The sequence below is a fragment of the Mesorhizobium sp. M0701 genome (assembly GCF_040320365.1).
In the GTDB taxonomy this organism is placed as follows: domain Bacteria; phylum Pseudomonadota; class Alphaproteobacteria; order Rhizobiales; family Rhizobiaceae; genus Mesorhizobium.
Genome location: NZ_JAMYPO010000036.1, coordinates 1 through 16,399, shown reverse-complemented (window position 1 = coordinate 16,399; position 16,399 = coordinate 1). Strand labels below are relative to the sequence as shown.

16 protein-coding genes are annotated in these 16,399 nt (G+C 62.7%); 7 read left to right on the top strand and 9 right to left on the bottom strand.

Annotated features, from left to right (window positions below):
* Positions 1–3: 3 nt before the first annotated feature.
* The 3 genes from NKI24_RS26530 to NKI24_RS26520 form a co-directional block, all read right to left on the bottom strand.
* Positions 4–411 (bottom strand): nuclear transport factor 2 family protein, encoded by a 408-nt coding sequence (locus NKI24_RS26530; RefSeq protein ID WP_352451322.1) that lies wholly within the window; start codon positions 409–411, stop codon positions 4–6.
* A gap of 13 nt (positions 412–424) precedes the next feature.
* Positions 425–1,069, bottom strand: a complete 645-nt coding sequence (locus tag NKI24_RS26525) for a carbonic anhydrase (RefSeq protein ID WP_352451260.1) — start codon at positions 1,067–1,069, stop codon at positions 425–427.
* A 190-nt stretch (positions 1,070–1,259) separates the two neighbouring features.
* On the bottom strand, positions 1,260–1,796 hold the full coding sequence (locus NKI24_RS26520; protein WP_352451259.1) for a TetR/AcrR family transcriptional regulator: 537 nt from the start codon (positions 1,794–1,796) through the stop codon (positions 1,260–1,262).
* A 149-nt stretch (positions 1,797–1,945) separates the two neighbouring features.
* Between NKI24_RS26520 and NKI24_RS26515 the strand changes: the two genes are divergently transcribed.
* A complete protein-coding gene (locus NKI24_RS26515) occupies positions 1,946–3,205 on the top strand; it encodes an efflux RND transporter periplasmic adaptor subunit (RefSeq protein WP_502901490.1) in 1,260 nt (419 codons plus the stop codon).
* Entirely contained in the window at positions 3,202–6,336 is a 3,135-nt protein-coding gene (locus tag NKI24_RS26510) for an efflux RND transporter permease subunit (protein ID WP_352749650.1), read from the top strand. The genes NKI24_RS26515 and NKI24_RS26510 overlap by 4 nt, the downstream gene beginning before the upstream one ends.
* A gap of 45 nt (positions 6,337–6,381) precedes the next feature.
* Here the strand turns inward: NKI24_RS26510 and NKI24_RS26505 are convergent, their stop codons facing one another.
* The gene (locus NKI24_RS26505) at positions 6,382–6,846 is read right to left on the bottom strand and encodes a L,D-transpeptidase (RefSeq protein ID WP_352704894.1); all 465 of its coding nucleotides are present in this window, start codon (positions 6,844–6,846) and stop codon (positions 6,382–6,384) included.
* 600 nt (positions 6,847–7,446) lie between these two features.
* Between NKI24_RS26505 and NKI24_RS26500 the strand changes: the two genes are divergently transcribed.
* Complete coding sequence (locus NKI24_RS26500; protein ID WP_352492217.1) at positions 7,447–7,614, top strand: hypothetical protein; 168 nt, start codon at positions 7,447–7,449, stop codon at positions 7,612–7,614.
* Between the two features lie 76 nt (positions 7,615–7,690).
* Here NKI24_RS26500 and NKI24_RS26495 read toward each other — a convergent pair whose 3' ends face one another.
* Positions 7,691–8,377 (bottom strand): response regulator transcription factor, encoded by a 687-nt coding sequence (locus NKI24_RS26495; RefSeq protein ID WP_292663715.1) that lies wholly within the window; start codon positions 8,375–8,377, stop codon positions 7,691–7,693.
* Positions 8,378–8,423: 46 nt separating this feature from the next.
* Here NKI24_RS26495 and NKI24_RS26490 point away from each other — a divergent pair, with 46 nt between their 5' ends.
* Positions 8,424–9,203 (top strand): response regulator, encoded by a 780-nt coding sequence (locus tag NKI24_RS26490; RefSeq protein ID WP_198023578.1) that lies wholly within the window; start codon positions 8,424–8,426, stop codon positions 9,201–9,203.
* A gap of 39 nt (positions 9,204–9,242) precedes the next feature.
* Positions 9,243–11,330, top strand: coding sequence for a PAS domain S-box protein (locus NKI24_RS26485; protein ID WP_352749647.1), 2,088 nt, complete (start codon positions 9,243–9,245; stop codon positions 11,328–11,330).
* A 90-nt stretch (positions 11,331–11,420) separates the two neighbouring features.
* Here NKI24_RS26485 and NKI24_RS26480 read toward each other — a convergent pair whose 3' ends face one another.
* A complete protein-coding gene (locus NKI24_RS26480; RefSeq protein ID WP_352681843.1) occupies positions 11,421–11,825 on the bottom strand; it encodes a hypothetical protein in 405 nt (134 codons plus the stop codon).
* 415 nt (positions 11,826–12,240) lie between these two features.
* Here NKI24_RS26480 and NKI24_RS26475 point away from each other — a divergent pair, with 415 nt between their 5' ends.
* On the top strand, positions 12,241–13,443 hold the full coding sequence (locus tag NKI24_RS26475; protein WP_352681841.1) for an aromatic ring-hydroxylating oxygenase subunit alpha: 1,203 nt from the start codon (positions 12,241–12,243) through the stop codon (positions 13,441–13,443).
* A gap of 11 nt (positions 13,444–13,454) precedes the next feature.
* Here the strand turns inward: NKI24_RS26475 and NKI24_RS26470 are convergent, their stop codons facing one another.
* From NKI24_RS26470 to NKI24_RS26460, 3 genes are all read right to left on the bottom strand, one after another.
* Entirely contained in the window at positions 13,455–14,222 is a 768-nt protein-coding gene (locus NKI24_RS26470; protein WP_352749717.1) for a DUF429 domain-containing protein, read from the bottom strand.
* Between the two features lie 62 nt (positions 14,223–14,284).
* Complete coding sequence (pdxY, locus tag NKI24_RS26465; protein WP_023678143.1) at positions 14,285–15,169, bottom strand: pyridoxal kinase PdxY; 885 nt, start codon at positions 15,167–15,169, stop codon at positions 14,285–14,287.
* A gap of 8 nt (positions 15,170–15,177) precedes the next feature.
* Positions 15,178–15,429: a hypothetical protein gene (locus tag NKI24_RS26460; RefSeq protein ID WP_352742851.1), complete on the bottom strand. Its 252-nt coding sequence runs from the start codon at positions 15,427–15,429 to the stop codon at positions 15,178–15,180.
* Positions 15,430–15,590: 161 nt separating this feature from the next.
* Between NKI24_RS26460 and NKI24_RS26455 the strand changes: the two genes are divergently transcribed.
* Positions 15,591–16,235, top strand: coding sequence for a LemA family protein (locus NKI24_RS26455; RefSeq protein ID WP_352451249.1), 645 nt, complete (start codon positions 15,591–15,593; stop codon positions 16,233–16,235).
* Positions 16,236–16,399: the final 164 nt, after the last annotated feature.

The window sequence follows — 16,399 nt, the reverse complement described above, 5'->3', positions numbered from 1 at the left end:
CCGTCAGTAGCTGTCGCAGTTTTCGGCGATCGCGGCCTGCGAACTGGCGGTGATCTGGTCGTTGGCGACCGCAAAGGTCTCCTGCATCAGCATGTCGTTGCTGGGAAAATCATAGCAGGCGATGACAGTGGTGACGCCGCCCTCCGATTTCTCGATCCGATGGCGGATTTCGGCCCCGGCGACGGCGCCTTGCCACTCGGCGATCGAGGCGATGAATTCCTGCTTGCTTTGCACTACGCCGAGGTCGTCGAGCTTGATGCGGACGTTGTCGGCAAGCAGGTCCGACAATTCGGTGCGGTCGGCGATCAGCAGTGCCGAATACCAGCGGTCTATGATCGCGCTATCGTCGGCACGGGCGACATTTGCCGAGCAAAGCAGTGCCGCCGCCGCGAACGCGAACCGAGCTCGCATCATGCCTCGTCTCCTACTCCGTCTCCGGCCGCTCGAAATCGCCGGTTTCCTTGTTCATCACCCAAAGCTCGCCGGTCGAAATATCGAACCAGGCACCGTGCAGCGACAGTCGCCCCTTGCCTTCGAGGATCGAGACGCAAGGGAAGGTACGCAGATTGGCGATGGAATAGCGGATCGAGATGCGCTCCAATGCCGTCTGGCGCTCGGTCGCGGTCATGAAGGTGCTCGACGATACGGTCTCGGCCGCGGGCGCGATCAGGCTCATCCACTTGCCGATGAAATCGCCCGGCGACAAGGGTGCGGCCGTGGTGTCGAGTGCCGCGCGGATGCCGCCGCAGCGGCCGTGGCCCATCACCACGATGTTCTTGACCTTGAGGCTCTGCACCGCAAATTCGAGCGCCGCCGATGTCGAGTGGAACTGATCGTCTGGCGCATAGGGCGGCACCAGATTGCCGACATTGCGCAGCACGAACAGCTCGCCCGGCCCGGCATCGAAGATCGCTTCGGGCGCGGCCCGCGAATCGCAGCAGGCGACGATCATCGTTTCCGGTGCCTGGCCCTCTCGCGCCAGCGAGCGATAACGGCCGCTTTCGGTGAGATAGCGGCCGCTCATGAAACTGCGGTAGCCGGTGAGAAGATGCTCGGGAAGATGGGGCATGGGCAGCGGTGGGAGCCTTTCCGGGTTAAAGGCACGGTTCAATCCCAAAAGGCTCTAGCGCATCGGCCCGAAAATCGGAACCGATTTTCGGAAGGCGGGATGGCGTGGTTTCGACGTGCCAGCCCGTATTTTGACACAGGTGAACGAACGCCGCCATTAATCGGCTCAGAACCGCAGATTGGCGGTTCGACTATTCCGCGATGTCCAGCAGGGTCGATATCAGCAGCCTGCGCTCTTTGGCGGAGAGAATGTCCGAACCGAACAGGTTCATGCTGCGAAGCCCTTCGATGGCGAGGTAGCAGACCAGCAGCGCCTTGAGATTCGGCGTCTCCTCCTTCAGCCGCTCGAACACCTGCCGCCTGAACGATTTTATCGGCGTCAGGAAATCGGGATCCTCGGCAATCGCCGAAAATATCCAGGACGCCGACGGTTTCGATTCCTCGGCATGCTCGGCCGAAAGCTTGATATAAGTTGCAAGCGGGCTTTCGCCGTTGACGCCGGCCGTGCGGGCGGACTCCAGCGCCTGCTCGAAGGCGCGCAGGTAATCCTCCACCAGCGCCTGCATCAATTTCGCCTTGGTTGGGAAATTGTAGAGAAGACCACCCTTCGACACGCCGGCACGGCTGGCGACCGCATCCAGCGACAGGCTGCCAGGACCCGTCTCGCGCGCCACGGCGGCGGCGGCGGCGAGGATCTTCTCGCGCGAATTTGCTCTGCGGGCCTTCATCAAGCGTTCCCCATTCATTAGCTTAGGCGGAATTGACAAGACCGTCCAGACGGTACAGTAAGATCGCCGTCATTTGAAATTGGGACCAGGCACAGGTATGTGTTCCGGTCGTCCGACCGTTATGCTGGGCCGTGGCCGAGGGACTGTTCGTGATCAAGCGCTTCATCATCGCCTTCATTCTGCTCGTGCTGGTGTGCGGCGGCATCGTCGGCTTCAACCTGTTTCACGACATGGCAACCAAACAGTTCTTCGCCAGCATGAAGCCGCCGGCCGCGACCGTGTCGACGGTCATCGTCAAACCGATGTCCTGGACGCCCGGCATCGAGGCGATCGGCACTGTCAGTGCCGTACGCGGCGTCGACCTCACCGTCGAAACCGCGGGCATCGTCAAGGACATCCTGTTCCATGCCAATCAGAAGGTCGCCGCCAACGCCGTGCTGCTGCAGCTCGACGATGAAGTCGAGCGAGCCGACCTCGTGGCATCGAAGGCGCAAGCCACATCCGACCAGACGACGCTGATGCGCGCTCTTGAGCTGCAGAAGCGCGGGGTCGGCACCGACGCTACGCTCGACACGGCGCAGGCAGCAGCATCGGTCTCCGCAGCGCAGGTAAACAAGCTGCAAGCGGTGCTCGACCAAAAGCAGTTGACGGCCCCTTTCAAGGGTACCGTCGGTATTCCGAAAATCGACCTTGGCCAGTATCTCACACCCGGCACCGCTGTGGTGACCTTGCAGGACATGGATACGATGCGTGTCGATTTCACCGTGCCGGAGCAGCAGCTTCCGCAGCTGAAGATCGGACAGACGGTGCGGTTGGGCGTCGGCGGCGGCGACATGCCGTTCACCGGCAGCATCCGCGGCATCGATCCGAAGATCGACCCGACCAGCCGGCTGGTGACCGTGAGGGCGGAGGTCGGCAATCCCGAAGGCAAGCTGACGCCCGGCCAGTTCGTCCAGGTGCGCGTCGAACTGCCCGAGGAGAACGACGTGCTGGCGCTGCCGCAGACGGCGCTGACTTCCAGCCTGTACGGCGACTTCGTCTTCGTGGTGCGCCCGGCCAAATCCGCCGAAGCCAACGGCGCGGCGCCCGAGGCAAAGCCGGAAGAAAAGCCGGCTGCAGATGCTGCCAAGCCCGCGGCCGAAGCACCCGCGGCAAAACCCGACGAAAAGCCGGCTGCTACCCCAGCCAAACCGGCAGCGGAAGAACAGAAGCCGCAGCTCGTGCTCGCCCAGGTGTTCGTCAAGCCAGGCCGCCGCAACGCCGGCCTGGTCGAGATCCTGGAGGGCATCGCGCCAGGCGACGAAGTCGTTACCGCCGGCCAGAACCGGCTCTCCAACGGCATGTCCGTTGCCGTCGACAACACGATCGATCCGAGCAAGCCGGGGAACCAGCAGGCAGCCCAGCAATGAGCTTTTCCGACCTCTTCATCCGCCGCCCGGTCCTTTCGACCGTGCTTGCCTGCATGATCCTGCTTCTGGGTTTCCAAGGCATCTTCAACCTTTCGATCCGGCAGTATCCAGAGGTTGAAGAAACGGCCATCACCATCACCACTGCCTATCCCGGCGCCAGCGCCGACCTGATCCAGGGGTTCATTTCCGCGCCGATCGCTCGTGCCGTCGCGTCGACCGAAAACATCAATTATGTGACGTCGGCGAGCCGGCCGTCATCCAGCACCGTGACAGTGCAGATGAAACTCGGCTCCGACCCCGACGTGGCGCTGAACGAAGTCTTGTCGAAGGTGCAGAGCGTTCGCGGCGATCTGCCGGACGAAACCAAAGACCCGGTGATCGTCAAGGGCACCGGCCAGCAGTTCGCGATGATGTACATCTCGATGCAGAACCCGAACATGACGCCGGAACAACTCACCGAATATATCGAGCGCGTCGTGCGGCCGCGTATCTCGACGGTCGAAGGTGTTGCCGACGTGCAGATTTTCGGCGCCGCCGAATACTCGATGCGTGTCTGGATCGACCCGATCAAACTGGCGGCGCGCGGCGTGACGGCGGCGGAAGTGCTGACCGCCATCAACGAATCGAATTTCCTCTCCGCGCCCGGCGATACCGAAAACGAATATGTGGCTTCCTCGATCACGGTTCGCTCGACCCTGCAGACGCCGGAGGCTTTCGCTGCCCTTCCGCTCCGCTCGAAGGACGGCAATGTCGTGAGACTGCGCGACGTGGCCCGCGTCGAGCTCGCCGCGGCGAACACCGACACCAGGGTCACCTTCAACGGCAAGCCCGGCATCTTTCTCGCCATCTTTCCGACGCCGGCCGCCAATCCGCTGACCACGGCGGCGGCAATCCACAAGATCGTGCCGACCATCCAGGAGACGCTGCCGCAAGGCATGACGATGGAGATCGTCTACGATTCAACCGAGCAGATCAGTGCGTCGATCGAGGAGGTGTTCAAGACCATCGGCGAGGCGGTCGCCATCGTCATCGTTGTTATTCTGCTCTTCCTCGGCTCGTTCCGCTCGGTGCTGATGCCGATCGTGACCATTCCGCTGTCGCTGATCGGCGTCTGTTTCCTGCTGTTTTCTTTGGGTTATTCGATCAATCTTTTGTCGTTGCTGGCCATGGTGCTGGCGATCGGCCTCGTCGTCGACGATGCCATCGTGGTGGTGGAAAACATCCACCGCCACATGGAGGAAGACGGCTTGTCACCGATGCAGGCAGCCTTCAACGGCATGCGGGAGATCTCTTCCGCCGTCGTCGCCATGACGATAACACTGGCCGCCGTGTTCGCGCCGCTGGCCTTCACCGGCGGCCTGACCGGCGCGCTGTTTCGCGAATTCGCGGTGACGCTTGCCGGCTCGGTGGTGCTTTCGGGTGTCGTCGCCCTCACCATCACACCGATGATGTCGGCACGTATCCTGAGGTCCGGGTCGCACAGCCGCTTCCAGCGCATTGTCGACAATACGTTCGGGCGCGTCGAACACATCTATGAGCGGCTGGTCAGCGGCTCGCTGAAATATCGCCCGGTGACGCTGATGATCGTCCTCGCGCTGGTCGCCACGACCGGTTTCATGTTCACCAAGACCTCGAGCGAACTGGCGCCGGAAGAAGACCAGGGCTTCTTGCTATCTATTGTGAACGCGCCGCGCTATGCGACCTCGGACTACACCGAGACCTATGTGAACCAGATTCTCGGGCTGGTGAATGATATCCCCGAAACCAGGGCGCGGTTCTCCGCCGTCGCGTTCCAAGGCCCGACGAACAGCGCTTTCGTCGGCTTTGCGTTCAAGGACTGGGCCGAGCGCGCGCGCAGCTCGAAGGAACTTCAGGAAGACATCACTGCCCGCCTTGCCAAGGTGGCAGGCGTCGATGCTTTCGTCTTCGCGCCGCCGACGCTGCCCGGCTCGGGCGGCGGCCTGCCAATCACAATGGTGGTGCGCTCGACCGGCGAGGCCTCCCGAGTGTACGAGGCGGCCGAGGACATCAAGAACAAGGCGCAGGCCTCCGGTCGCTTCCTCGCCGTGCAGAATTCAATGTCCTACGACGCGCCGCAAGTGACGGTGACGATCGACCGCGACCGCGCCGCCGCGCTTAACCTGCCGATCGCCGACATCGGCCGGACGCTGACGCTTCTGGTCGGTGGTGCCGAGGTGGCGCAGTTCGACCGCGAATCCAACAGCTACGACATCATCCCGCAGGTGCCGCAGAGCTTTCGCGACAACCCTGAAAAGCTGGGCGAGTATTTCGTGCGCAGTGTGTCTGGCGAGATGGTGCCGCTCTCGGCGGTGGTGAAGATCTCGACCAACGCGTCGCCTGCTGTGATCGAGCAGTTCAATCAGTTGAATTCCGCAACAATTTCCGCCCTGCCGCTGCCTGGTGTCACCACCGGCGACGGTTTGAAAGCAATCGAGGATATCGCCAAGGAGAGCCTGCCGGACACTTTCTTTATCGATTATTCCGGCCAATCGCGCCAAGAGAAGGAACAGGGCAACACCATCCTGATCGCCTTCGCGGCGGCGGTGCTGGTCATATACCTGGTGCTGGCCGCGCAGTTCGAAAGCTTCCGCGATCCGCTGATCATTATGATGTCGGTGCCGCTCTCGATCTTCGGCGCCATATTGCCGCTCAACATGATTCCGAATCTCAATTTGATTTTCATGATCAGCGGCTTGCAGTTCAGCATTCCACCCGCGACACTCAACATCTACACCCAGGTCGGCTTGATCACGCTGATCGGCCTGATCACCAAGCACGGCATCCTTCTGGTCGAGTTCGCCAACCAGCAGCGTGAAATGCACGGCATGCGGCGGCGCGATGCGATCATCGCGTCGGCCAGGGTGCGGCTACGGCCGATCCTGATGACGACGGCGGCCATGGCGCTCGGCGTGGTGCCGCTGATCATCTCCAGCGGCGCTGGTGCCGCGGCACGCTATTCGATGGGCCTGGTGATCTTCACCGGCATCCTGGTCGGAACCATGTTCACGCTGTTCGTGGTGCCGATGTTCTACACCTTTATCGCCAGCAAGGACCTGCCGCATCACGCTGAAAAGCCGGATCCGAAGCTGATGCCGGTAATGCCGGATTAGATTGCGCTAATATCCGGCCCTTTCCTGAGAGCGACGAAGCATCGCTCATTTAACGATGACGATGCTGGTGTTGGCCGGGCCGAAGACCTCGACGAGCTGGTAGAAATCGGCGGCGTTGTCCGGATGCAGACGCACGCAGCCATGCGAGGCTGGCTGGCCGAGGCGCTTGATGGCGCTTGTCGCATGTACGGCGTAGCCGCCGCTGAAGAACACCGAATGCGGCATCGGGGCGTTGTCGTATTTCTTCGAATACCAAATTTCATGCATGCGGGTCGGCTTGAACGAACCGGTCGGCGTGACGTGCGTCCTGTCGCCGGTCGAGACTTTCCAGGCGAATGTCGGCCGGCCGTCGACCAGGATTTCCATGGTCTGCTGCGATAGCGACACACGCGCGACGATCTTGTTGGCGGCGGCGTGGGCTGCGCCGTTGCCGGCACTGACAAGCAAGGCAGCCCCGGTGATGACGGCGGCGGCGATGTTGATGAGCTTGGCGGAAATGGCAGTGTACATGATGTCTCCCCTATTCTGCCGGTCGGGGCCGGCTCAATTCGATGACCGGCTTATCGGGGCGTCATGTTTCAAGCCGATTTCGCTAAATGCTCGTTTGTGTTTCGGTTCTGTTTCCCCTGATTAACAGAAAAGGTCCGTGCAAAGCAGCTTGCAGTTGCACGACGTCGTTATGACGGTGGCGTGTTTGCCTAGGCGGATCGGCCAAACCGCGGCGTGAATACGCGATTGCCTTTCGTTTGATAGGAATTCACCTGACTCCGAAACCGAGCTGCAACAAAGCGCAGCCTCGGCGGCATGATCCGGATACAGCGAACAGGCAAAGTTGACCTAACGAAAACAGCGGTCAACGAACGATCGGAAGCCAACACTGTTTTCGCTACGGTCTGGATTGGTCTGGACAGTTTCCAGCCTGCGCGTCGACCGGCTCAAGCCCCTCTGGCGGGGGCGGCTTAGGGCCGTTGAGGATGCGCGGCGCCTCCGGCAACTTGCAGCCGAGAGGACCGAAGGCCCGCGCCGCAACGGGGGGCTCCGCTGGCGGCGCGGGCGCTTCGGGGGTTCCCCTGAGGTGCCCGCAAATTCCAATTTTGAGGAACGAACAGGATGAAAACGAAATTCGCCGCTTCCGTGCTTTCCGCCCTGCTCTACGTCCAGGGGCTGCTCGGCATTGCCGGCCTCGCCACCGTGCTGCTGAAGGAACGTGCCCATGCCGGCGAGGTCAGCACGAACGGTGACATGCCGTCCGGCCCGTCGCTTCTCGTGGTGCGCTGAAGAGCATCGGACCCCAAAGTGGAAACCGGTTTTGGGAAAACCCGATGCTCAAGACAAGAGGGTGGCCGTCCTGCCTTCAATCGGCGAATTGCGTCGGCGGATCGAACCGGTAACCCGCACCCCGTATGGTGGTGATGGTTTCGGTATCGAGCTTGCGGCGCAGCCGCACGATGCGCGAATCGATCGACCGATCGAAGGCTTCGGCATTTTCGGCGGGCGCGGCGGCGATGATGTCGTCCCGCGTCAGCACCTTGCGTGGGCTGGCCAGGAACAGCCTGAGCAGCGCCACCTGCCCGGGGGACAGCTGTTCTTCCGTGCCCGAGCGGTGCATGACGATGGCCGATCGGAGATCGACGGTCGCGTTCTCCAGCACGATCAGTTCCCCGGCGCTCCTGCCGCGCCGAGCCAGAAGGCCGCCTACGCGAGCGGCAAGCTCCCTGACATTGAGCGGGCTTTCGACGACGTCGGCGGCGCCGAGTTCGAGCGCCAGAACCTTGTCGACCAGATCGGCCGGGCGGCAGATCAGGATGAAATCCGGTCCACCTTCGCCGCCATGTCGCCTGAGCAGGTCGCGCCCCTCTGCCTGGCTGACGCTGTCGCCGACAACCACGACATCGATACCCTTTTCCGAAAGCAGCGATTCGGCCTCCCACGGCTGTCGCGCCGCGCGGACGTCATGACCGCGCCGCTCGAGATGATCGGCGAGATCGGTCGCAATTACTTCAGCGACGGAAACAAGCGCGATAACGGATCGTGCAGCCATGTTTTTCTACCCCGCATACGGCAACCCAAGAAGAGTGCTGGACATCATGTTTATACCCAATCTACTTTCCGCTGAAAGCGGGAGCGAAAGCATCGTGCGGGCACGAATTGTCATTGTCGAGGACGAGCCCGACCTGAGGGATGCGGTCGCCGAGTATCTCGGCGCCAGCGGCTATGATGTGGCCACGGCCGAAAGTGCGGCGGCGGCGCGCGACCTTTTGGAAACCCAGTCCTTCCATCTGGCCATTCTCGACATCGCCATGCCGGGCGAGGACGGCCTGTCGCTCGGCCGCTGGATGCGGTCGAAAATGCCGATCGGCATCATCTATGCGACGGCGGCCGGTACCGCGCTGGACCGCATCGTCGGACTGGAGCTCGGCGCTGACGACTACATCGTCAAGCCTTACGAATTGCGCGAAGTGCTGGCCAGGGTGCGCAGCGTGCTGCGCCGCGTTCCGGAGCCGACCGAGCCACAAAAGGCCAAGGCTGAAACATCCGGCGGCCGCCGGTCCGTGAGCTTCGGACCCTTTCACGCCGATCTCGACGGCAGGCTCGTCACCGGCGCCAACGGCGCGGTCATCGACATGGCCAAGAGCGAGTTCGACGTGCTGGAGGTGTTCCTGACGCGCGCCAACCGGCTGTTGACGCGGGCGGCGATCTCCGAGGCGATCGGTTTCGTCGAGGACCCGGAATCGTCCCGCGCCGTCGACATCCGCATCATGCGGCTGAGAAAGAAGATCGAAGCGGACCCAGCCAATCCGAAATTCCTGCGCACGGTGCGCGGCGAAGGCTATATCTTCTCGCTGCCGGTCGGTGAAAATAACTGAGGCCTGGCGGCTTGAGCAAGCCACGGCCAGGAAATGACCATGACGGCTGAAACAGCAGGCGCGGACACGCAGGGCGCCAGGCAGGGCGCGGCGATGGCGGCCGTGCATGTGGTTCGCCGGCTGCGCGAAGCCGGCGATTGGCAGCGCGAGATGGAAGGTATTCTCCAAACGCTTTGCGAAGCCATGGATTGTCACCGCGGCATCCTGTTTCGCCTGCGCGAACTGCCCGGCCAGGGCTTCGCCCAGTCGGTCGCCGCTTATTGGATCGCCCCCCGGTTTGGCGGCGAGCTGGCATCACCTACCGTCATCGTGCAGTCGGTCGTCGATTCGGACCCATTGCTGGAACGGCTGGCGGAGGACGAGCGTCAAGGCAAGATCTTCGCCGGGCACACACGCGATCTCGAAGGCTTTCTGCGGACCGATTTCGAAAAGCAGAACATCAAGTCATTCCTGTCGGTGTCGGTCTTTTCGCACGGCAATTTGTGGGGCACGCTGGCGGTCAACGACTGCATCCACGAACGCGAATGGACCGACCAGGAAGAGGCGGCGCTGCACATGGTGGCACTCGCCATCGGCGATGCCATCGAACGGTCGCCCTCCGACGCGCATGCCAGCGACGTCATTCGCCGCACCATGCTGCAGGCCTCTCTCGACGCCATCATCGTCATCGACGAGACCGGCTCGATCATCGAATTCAATCCGGCCGCCGAGAAGATGTTCGGCTATCGGCGCAGCGATATCCTCGGCAAGGACCTGCTCGATACGGTCGTGCCGGAATATTACCGCAAGGGCTATGCGTCGGGTGCCGAATACATGTCGGGCCGCGGCGCGCCGATGGTCGGCCAACGGCTTGAAACGGTCACCCAGAATGCCGCCGGCGAGGTTTTTCCGATCGAGCTGACGGCAACCGAGATGCGGGTCGCCGATCGCCAGCTGATCTTCGGCTCCATCCGCGACCTGCGCGACAAGTTGCGGGCCGAGGAGGAAATCAACCGCCAGCGCGAAAAACTGCACCAGAACGAGAAGATGGCGGCAATGGGCTCGCTGCTTGCCGGCGTTTCGCACGAGCTCAACAATCCGCTGGCCGTGGTTGTCGCCCAGTCGACGCTGCTGCACGAATTCGCCGCCGATCCCCAGACCAAGGTGCGCGCCGAAAAGGTGCGCGCCGCTGCCGAGCGCTGCGGCCGTATCGTCAAGAGCTTCCTGTCGATGGTCCGCCTGCACCCGGCCGCACAAGCCGAAACCGACCTCAACCAGGTGATCCGCGCCGCACTCGAAGTGACCGCCTATGGTGCACGGTCGAGCGGCATCATCATCGACACCGATTTCGCCGGCGGCCCGTTGCTGGCCATGGCCGATGCCGATCACGTGACGCAGGTGGCCGCCAACTTCCTCATCAACAGCCAGCACGCCTTGGCCGGCGTTGCCGGCGACCGCAGGATCAAGGTCCGGACGTTTCGCAGCGACCGCGGCAATCCCGGATTCTCGGTCGAGGACAACGGGCCAGGCGTGCCGGAAGCGATACGCTCACGCATATTCGAATCCTATTTCACCACCAAGCCGGTCGGTGTCGGTACCGGCATCGGCCTGTCGATCTCGAAATCGATCATCGAGCGGCACAATGGCAATATCTGGTTCGAGGAGGTTTCGCCGAGAGGTGTGCGTTTTGTCGTGCAGCTGCCGGCGATCGCTGCCGGCGCGGCCGCCGCCGGCGAAGCTCCGTCGCGGTCCAGCGGCTTGCGTCACGCGCTGATCATAGACGATGAGCCGGATGTCGCCGCGTCGCTGTCCGATATTCTGGAGCTGATGGGCATCAAGTCGCGGGTCGTGCCGGCCTGGATCTCGGCCGCCGCGACGCTGAGCGGCCATGTGCCGCCGGACATCGTGTTTTCCGATTTGCGCATGCCCGGCAGCAGCGGCATAGCCGCCTATCGCGAGCTACTCGCCGAAATGCCGGGTCTGGCGCGGCGCTTCGTGCTTGTCACCGGCGATCTGATCGGCGCGAAAGGCGAGATCGAAGCGCTGCCGGCGCAGCAGCGACCGCCGATCCTCGAAAAACCGTTCAGCACGCTGGATGTGCGCGGCGTGCTCTCGGCCATTGCCGAGCAGGCCGCTCTGGGCGGCTAGACTCCGCGATCTCGCCCCGGAAGAAAAAGGCTCCCGGCCGACATTGCGGCGGGAGCCTGACTGGAGTGCTGGAGGGCGCTCGCAAAAAAATCAAAAAACGTTCGGCGTATCAGCCAACGGGGCGGTATTGGCGATCATGCGGACCGGTCGTGCCTTGCCCGACTGGGCAGCGATGACACGCAGGCAATCCAGGCTCTCGGCGCCCCAGGCCTGCCCCTTGCAGGCAAAATCGATCTCCGGCATCGGCAGGCGCGCCGTCTTGGTGGTGGTTGTCGCGCCATCGATGAGGTTGGCCGGCGGGTTCAGTGAGGCGAAGGCCGGACCGACGGTCGGCGTCAACGCCATGCCGGCAAATGCGGCAGCCGCCAGCAGCATGAACATCGCCATCGGATGATCACTGGCGCGCTGGCGCAGCGCCAGCTTCGGGCGTCGGTCGTTACGCTGGGGACCCTGCTGGCGAAGGTCGGTATCGGTGATCTGGATTTTCGTACGCATCGTCGTTTCCTTCGGTCTTCTTCTTTTCCCTGTTGAAACGAACTTAATCGCACCTTGTAACCGGCTAACGGTGATGGATTAACGATTGTGTAACCGGCATGAAACCAAGCCCGCGGCCATTCCTGGGCAAACCGATCCGGCGTAGCTGGCAGCACCGGTGGCATTCTCGTTTTCCGCTACCCACGGCACCAGATCCACGTCGCCTTTCCAGGCCCACAGAGCGTCGGGCGCTCAACAAGCGTAAGGGGATTAACGTCTGGAATTCCCGGGATTTTCCCGGCTTCGATCGTTCGGACTGGGCTCTCGAATCCCGCTCGATTTCCCGTCAAGAATTCGCCCCGTTTTTCCAAGCCATTGCATTTCAACGGAAAATATGCTTTTATTGAACGATCATTCAATAAATGAAGAGCCTTTTATGAACCCGCATCTGCGTGACGTGGCAATCCCCAACGATTGGGATCGGCGGGGGCTGCCGGGCTGGAGCTATCATTCCGACGCCTTGTTCGAACTCGAGAAAGAGCACGTCTTCCGCAACCATTGGCAGATCGCCGGCCATGTCTGCGACGTGCCGAACGCCGGCGACTATCTCACGATGGATGTGGTCGGCGAGCGGGCGCTGATCGTGCGCGGCAAGGATGGCGTTGTGCGCGCCTTCAACAATATGTGCCGCCACCGCGGCAGTCGCGTCGTTGCCGACAGCCAAGGCACTTGCAAGAATGCGCTGGTCTGCCCCTTTCATGGCTGGGTCTACAATCTCGACGGCACGCTGCGCGGTGCTGCCCGCCCCCGTTCCTTCCCCGACCTCGACAAGACCGATTTCGGCCTGATGCCGCTCGAGCTCGAAATCTGGATGGGCTTCATCTTCATCCGTTTCCGCAAGGGTGGGCCGCAGCCATCGGTGGCCGAGCTGTTGAAGCCGATCGAAGCCGAGATTGCCCATTACGGCGTCGCCGAGATGGTGCCGTCCTGGGGCATCTGGACCCAAAAGACGCCGGTCAACTGGAAGTCGGTGCGCGATGTCGACAATGAAGGCTACCACGTCGCCATGGCGCATCCGGCGCTGCAGGACCTTTACGGTGCGACCTATTTCGACGAGCCGTTCGTCAACGGCGTGTCGCGCTCGTTCGCCACCTACAATCCGCATGCCGGACGGCGCTGGAGCGTCGCGCAGTACATCAAGCTCGCACCCGAGGCGAAGCACCTGCCGGAACACCTGCGCAAGGCCTGGATCTACTACGGCATCTTCCCGAACAACGTGCTGTCGATCATGCCGGAATCGGTGCAGTTCTATCAGGAATTTCCGCTGTCGACGGGTGAGACGCTGCTGCGCGGCGCCATCTACCGCTATCGCGACGAGACCAGGGAACAGGCGGCAGCCCGCTACCTATCCTACCGCATCGACCGCGACACGCTGGCCGAGGACGTGAAGCTTTCGATATGGTCCAACGAATCCATGCTGTCCGAAGCCTTCGGAGGTTTTTACCTCTCCGATCTCGAATATGGCGTGCGCACCCACCACGACCATTTGCGTAAGCAAGTTCCCGTGCTCGGATTGGAGACCGCGCCCGAGGAGAAGGATATGTGGGCACTCAACGAGGCGCTCAGATCACGCTCCTGACGCCCTGGTCCTCAGGCCCAGATGGCGACGGGAATGCCTAAACGATCGGCGAGCGGCGGATCCGGAAACGGCATTGCCTCGCCTTTGACGATGCGTCCGGCAACCAGCATCATCGCCGCGGCATCGAGGAAATCGTCGGCGGCCGCGCCGCGCGGCGGCGTCTGGTCGAGAAAATCCTGGCTATAGCCATGCCGGGCAAGCAGCGCCTTGCGTTCGGCCATGCCGGCCGGATTGATGTTGCCCCTGATCTTCTTTGGCAGGCGCATCGCCCGGTCGCCGTTCAGTTTGCAGAAGGCAACTTCCGGATGCGATTCGAACACGCGGCTGCGTAGTTCGGGGCGCGCGATCAGCAGCGAATCGATCTCACGGATCTTGGCGAAGATGCCGAAGGCCTGGATCGAGACACCGCGCGGCGGATCTGAGGTCGTCTTGGCTACCTCACTTGCCTTGCGATGTGCGGCGTACCAGGCGTCGACCGTGGTGAAGGCTTCGATCTCCGCGTAGAGCGCGGCGCGGGAGGGGGTGGCAAAGACACTGGACTGCCGGGCCCCAAGCAGCGGCCGCACCAGCGCCTCCGGGCCGCGACCGCCTCTTTGGGAGAAATCGGGCAGGCCGATTGGCATATCGACCGCTACCAACGAGTCGGCGGGCAGTCGGTCGAGCAACGCCGCGAAGCTTGGGAAAACGGCTGTCGACGGTGCCGCACCGGGATCGCGGCGGACGGCTATCCAGCCGGCCTTGCAACCGTCGACGCCGACAAGCACAACACCCCAGGGCATAACATCGTCGGGCGCAACGTCCTTGGGCGCACCATCCTGGGGCACGGCGTCTTCGGCCTGCGTCACGCCCGGCGGTCCCGTTCCGGATGCAGGAGATGGCGAAGCTGCACCATCGCCATCGGGTGCGACAGGCTCTGGGCATCGGTCTCGAGCTGCAACTCGTCGCCGCCGCGCTTGGCGGTCCGCGCCAGGATCTCGTAGACCGCCGCCGTGGTCGATTGCAGCGCCTTGGCGGCCGGCTGGCCGGACAGGATCCGCGCCAGGTAGACGGCCGCCGTTAGGTCGCCGAGCCCATTCGGCGGCTTGTCGATGAGCCGGTGTTCGGCAAGCAGTGCCTCTCTGCCGGCGAGCAGTAAATTGCCGGTGCCGCCGGCCATCATCGCCGGCGCCGATGTGACCAGCATGGCCGGTGGGCCAGCCTGCAGGGCTGCAGCCATTGCCGATTTCAAGTCGGGCAGCGGCGCTCCGGCCATCCATTCCAGCTCGTAGCGGTTGGGCGTGGCGATATCGGCGATCGGCATCAGCCGGTCGCGCATGGCGATTGCGGTCGGCTCAGGTACGTAGAGCCCGCCCGAATCGCCCATCACCGGATCGCAGATATAGAGGGCGTCCGGCGTCTTCGCCTTCACTGCGCCGACCAGCGAAGCGACGGCTTCGGCCTGGCCAGCCTCGCCGAGATAGCCGGACAGCACGGCGCCGACCTCGCCCAGCCACGGCGCGCGCTCGAGGTCGGCCATCAGCGCCTTGAACTGGTCCAGCGGCGGCACGATGCGGGTGGCCCGGCCATGGCCCGGATGCCAGGGCAGGATGACGGTCGGTACCGCCCAAACCGGAAAGCCGAGCGTCTCCAGCGCAAAGACGGCGGCACGGTTGCCGACCGAGCCACGGGCGACATGGCTGGAGACGACGATGACCGCGCGCGGCGCCTCGGTTTTTTCGGCACTCATTGATTTTCCTAACTGCCCCTGGTGACGAAAAACACGAGCCAGATCAACAGGCCGATGGCAATAAGCAAGCCCGCTGCCCGACCGATGCGGGTGCCCCAATATTCGATCGGGTCCGACCGGTCGGCATCGGCCGCGGTCACGTGGTCGCGCGCGCCTTTAGTGGTTCGTGCAAGGAACGAGGTGCCCCCCGGGTCGGTCTCGCGCGCCACCCGTTCGATGATGCGGCGCGATTCCGCGTCGCTGTCGTGGCGTTTCGCCATGGTGATGTCCCGTTTTATGCCGAGCTTAACCCGTTCGCCTCGTCTGTCACAGGGCCCGACGGCGAATGGCAGAAACCAGTAACACTTCTCGGCCGAAGTCATTTTCTTACGCAAGGATTGTGCTAATGCTTCGCCTGCCAATGCTATCGAGGGGACTTATCATGCTTGCCCAGCGCCTTTCTTCGCCGCCAATCTTCCGTAATTTAGCTGCGTTCCTGGTTATGGCCGTCATGCTGCCGCTGCTTGCCGGCTGCGGCTACAACACCGTTCCAACAGCTGAGGAAAACGCCAAGGCCGCATGGAGCGAGGTGTTGAATCAATACCAGCGCCGCGCCGATCTCATCCCCAATCTGGTCAACACGGTCAAGGGCTACGCGGCGCACGAGAAGGACACGCTCGATGCCGTGGTCGAAGCGCGCGCCAAGGCGACGCAGGTGACCGTGACGCCGGAAACGCTGAACAATCCGGAAGCCTTCAAGAAATTCCAGGACAGCCAGGCCGGCCTGACCAGCGCGCTGTCGCGCCTGCTGGCGGTGGTGGAGAACTATCCCGATCTCAAGGCCAACCAGAACTTTCTGGCGCTGCAAGCACAACTCGAAGGCACCGAGAACCGGATCACGGTCGCCCGCCGCGACTATATCCAGGCAGTGAGAGAGTACAATCTGACGCTGAGGACCTTCCCGTCGGTGATCTGGGCGACCTTGTGGTTCCGCGGCAACCAGCCGTTTGCGAATTTCACCATCGAGGAGGATAAGATGCAGCCGCCGAAGGTCGATTTCGGCACCAACACCACGCAAGGCGGGTGAAGAACAGCCGGTGAGCGTGGTCCCTATTGGCCTTGCACTCCGTAGCGCCCCCCTCTGCCCTACCGGGCATCTCCCCCTTAAGGGCAGGGCTATCGCATATGAGTGATGGCATTGATGAGATAGTCGTCGTTCCAGGCGCATTTCTTGATGCGATGGCTGATGGG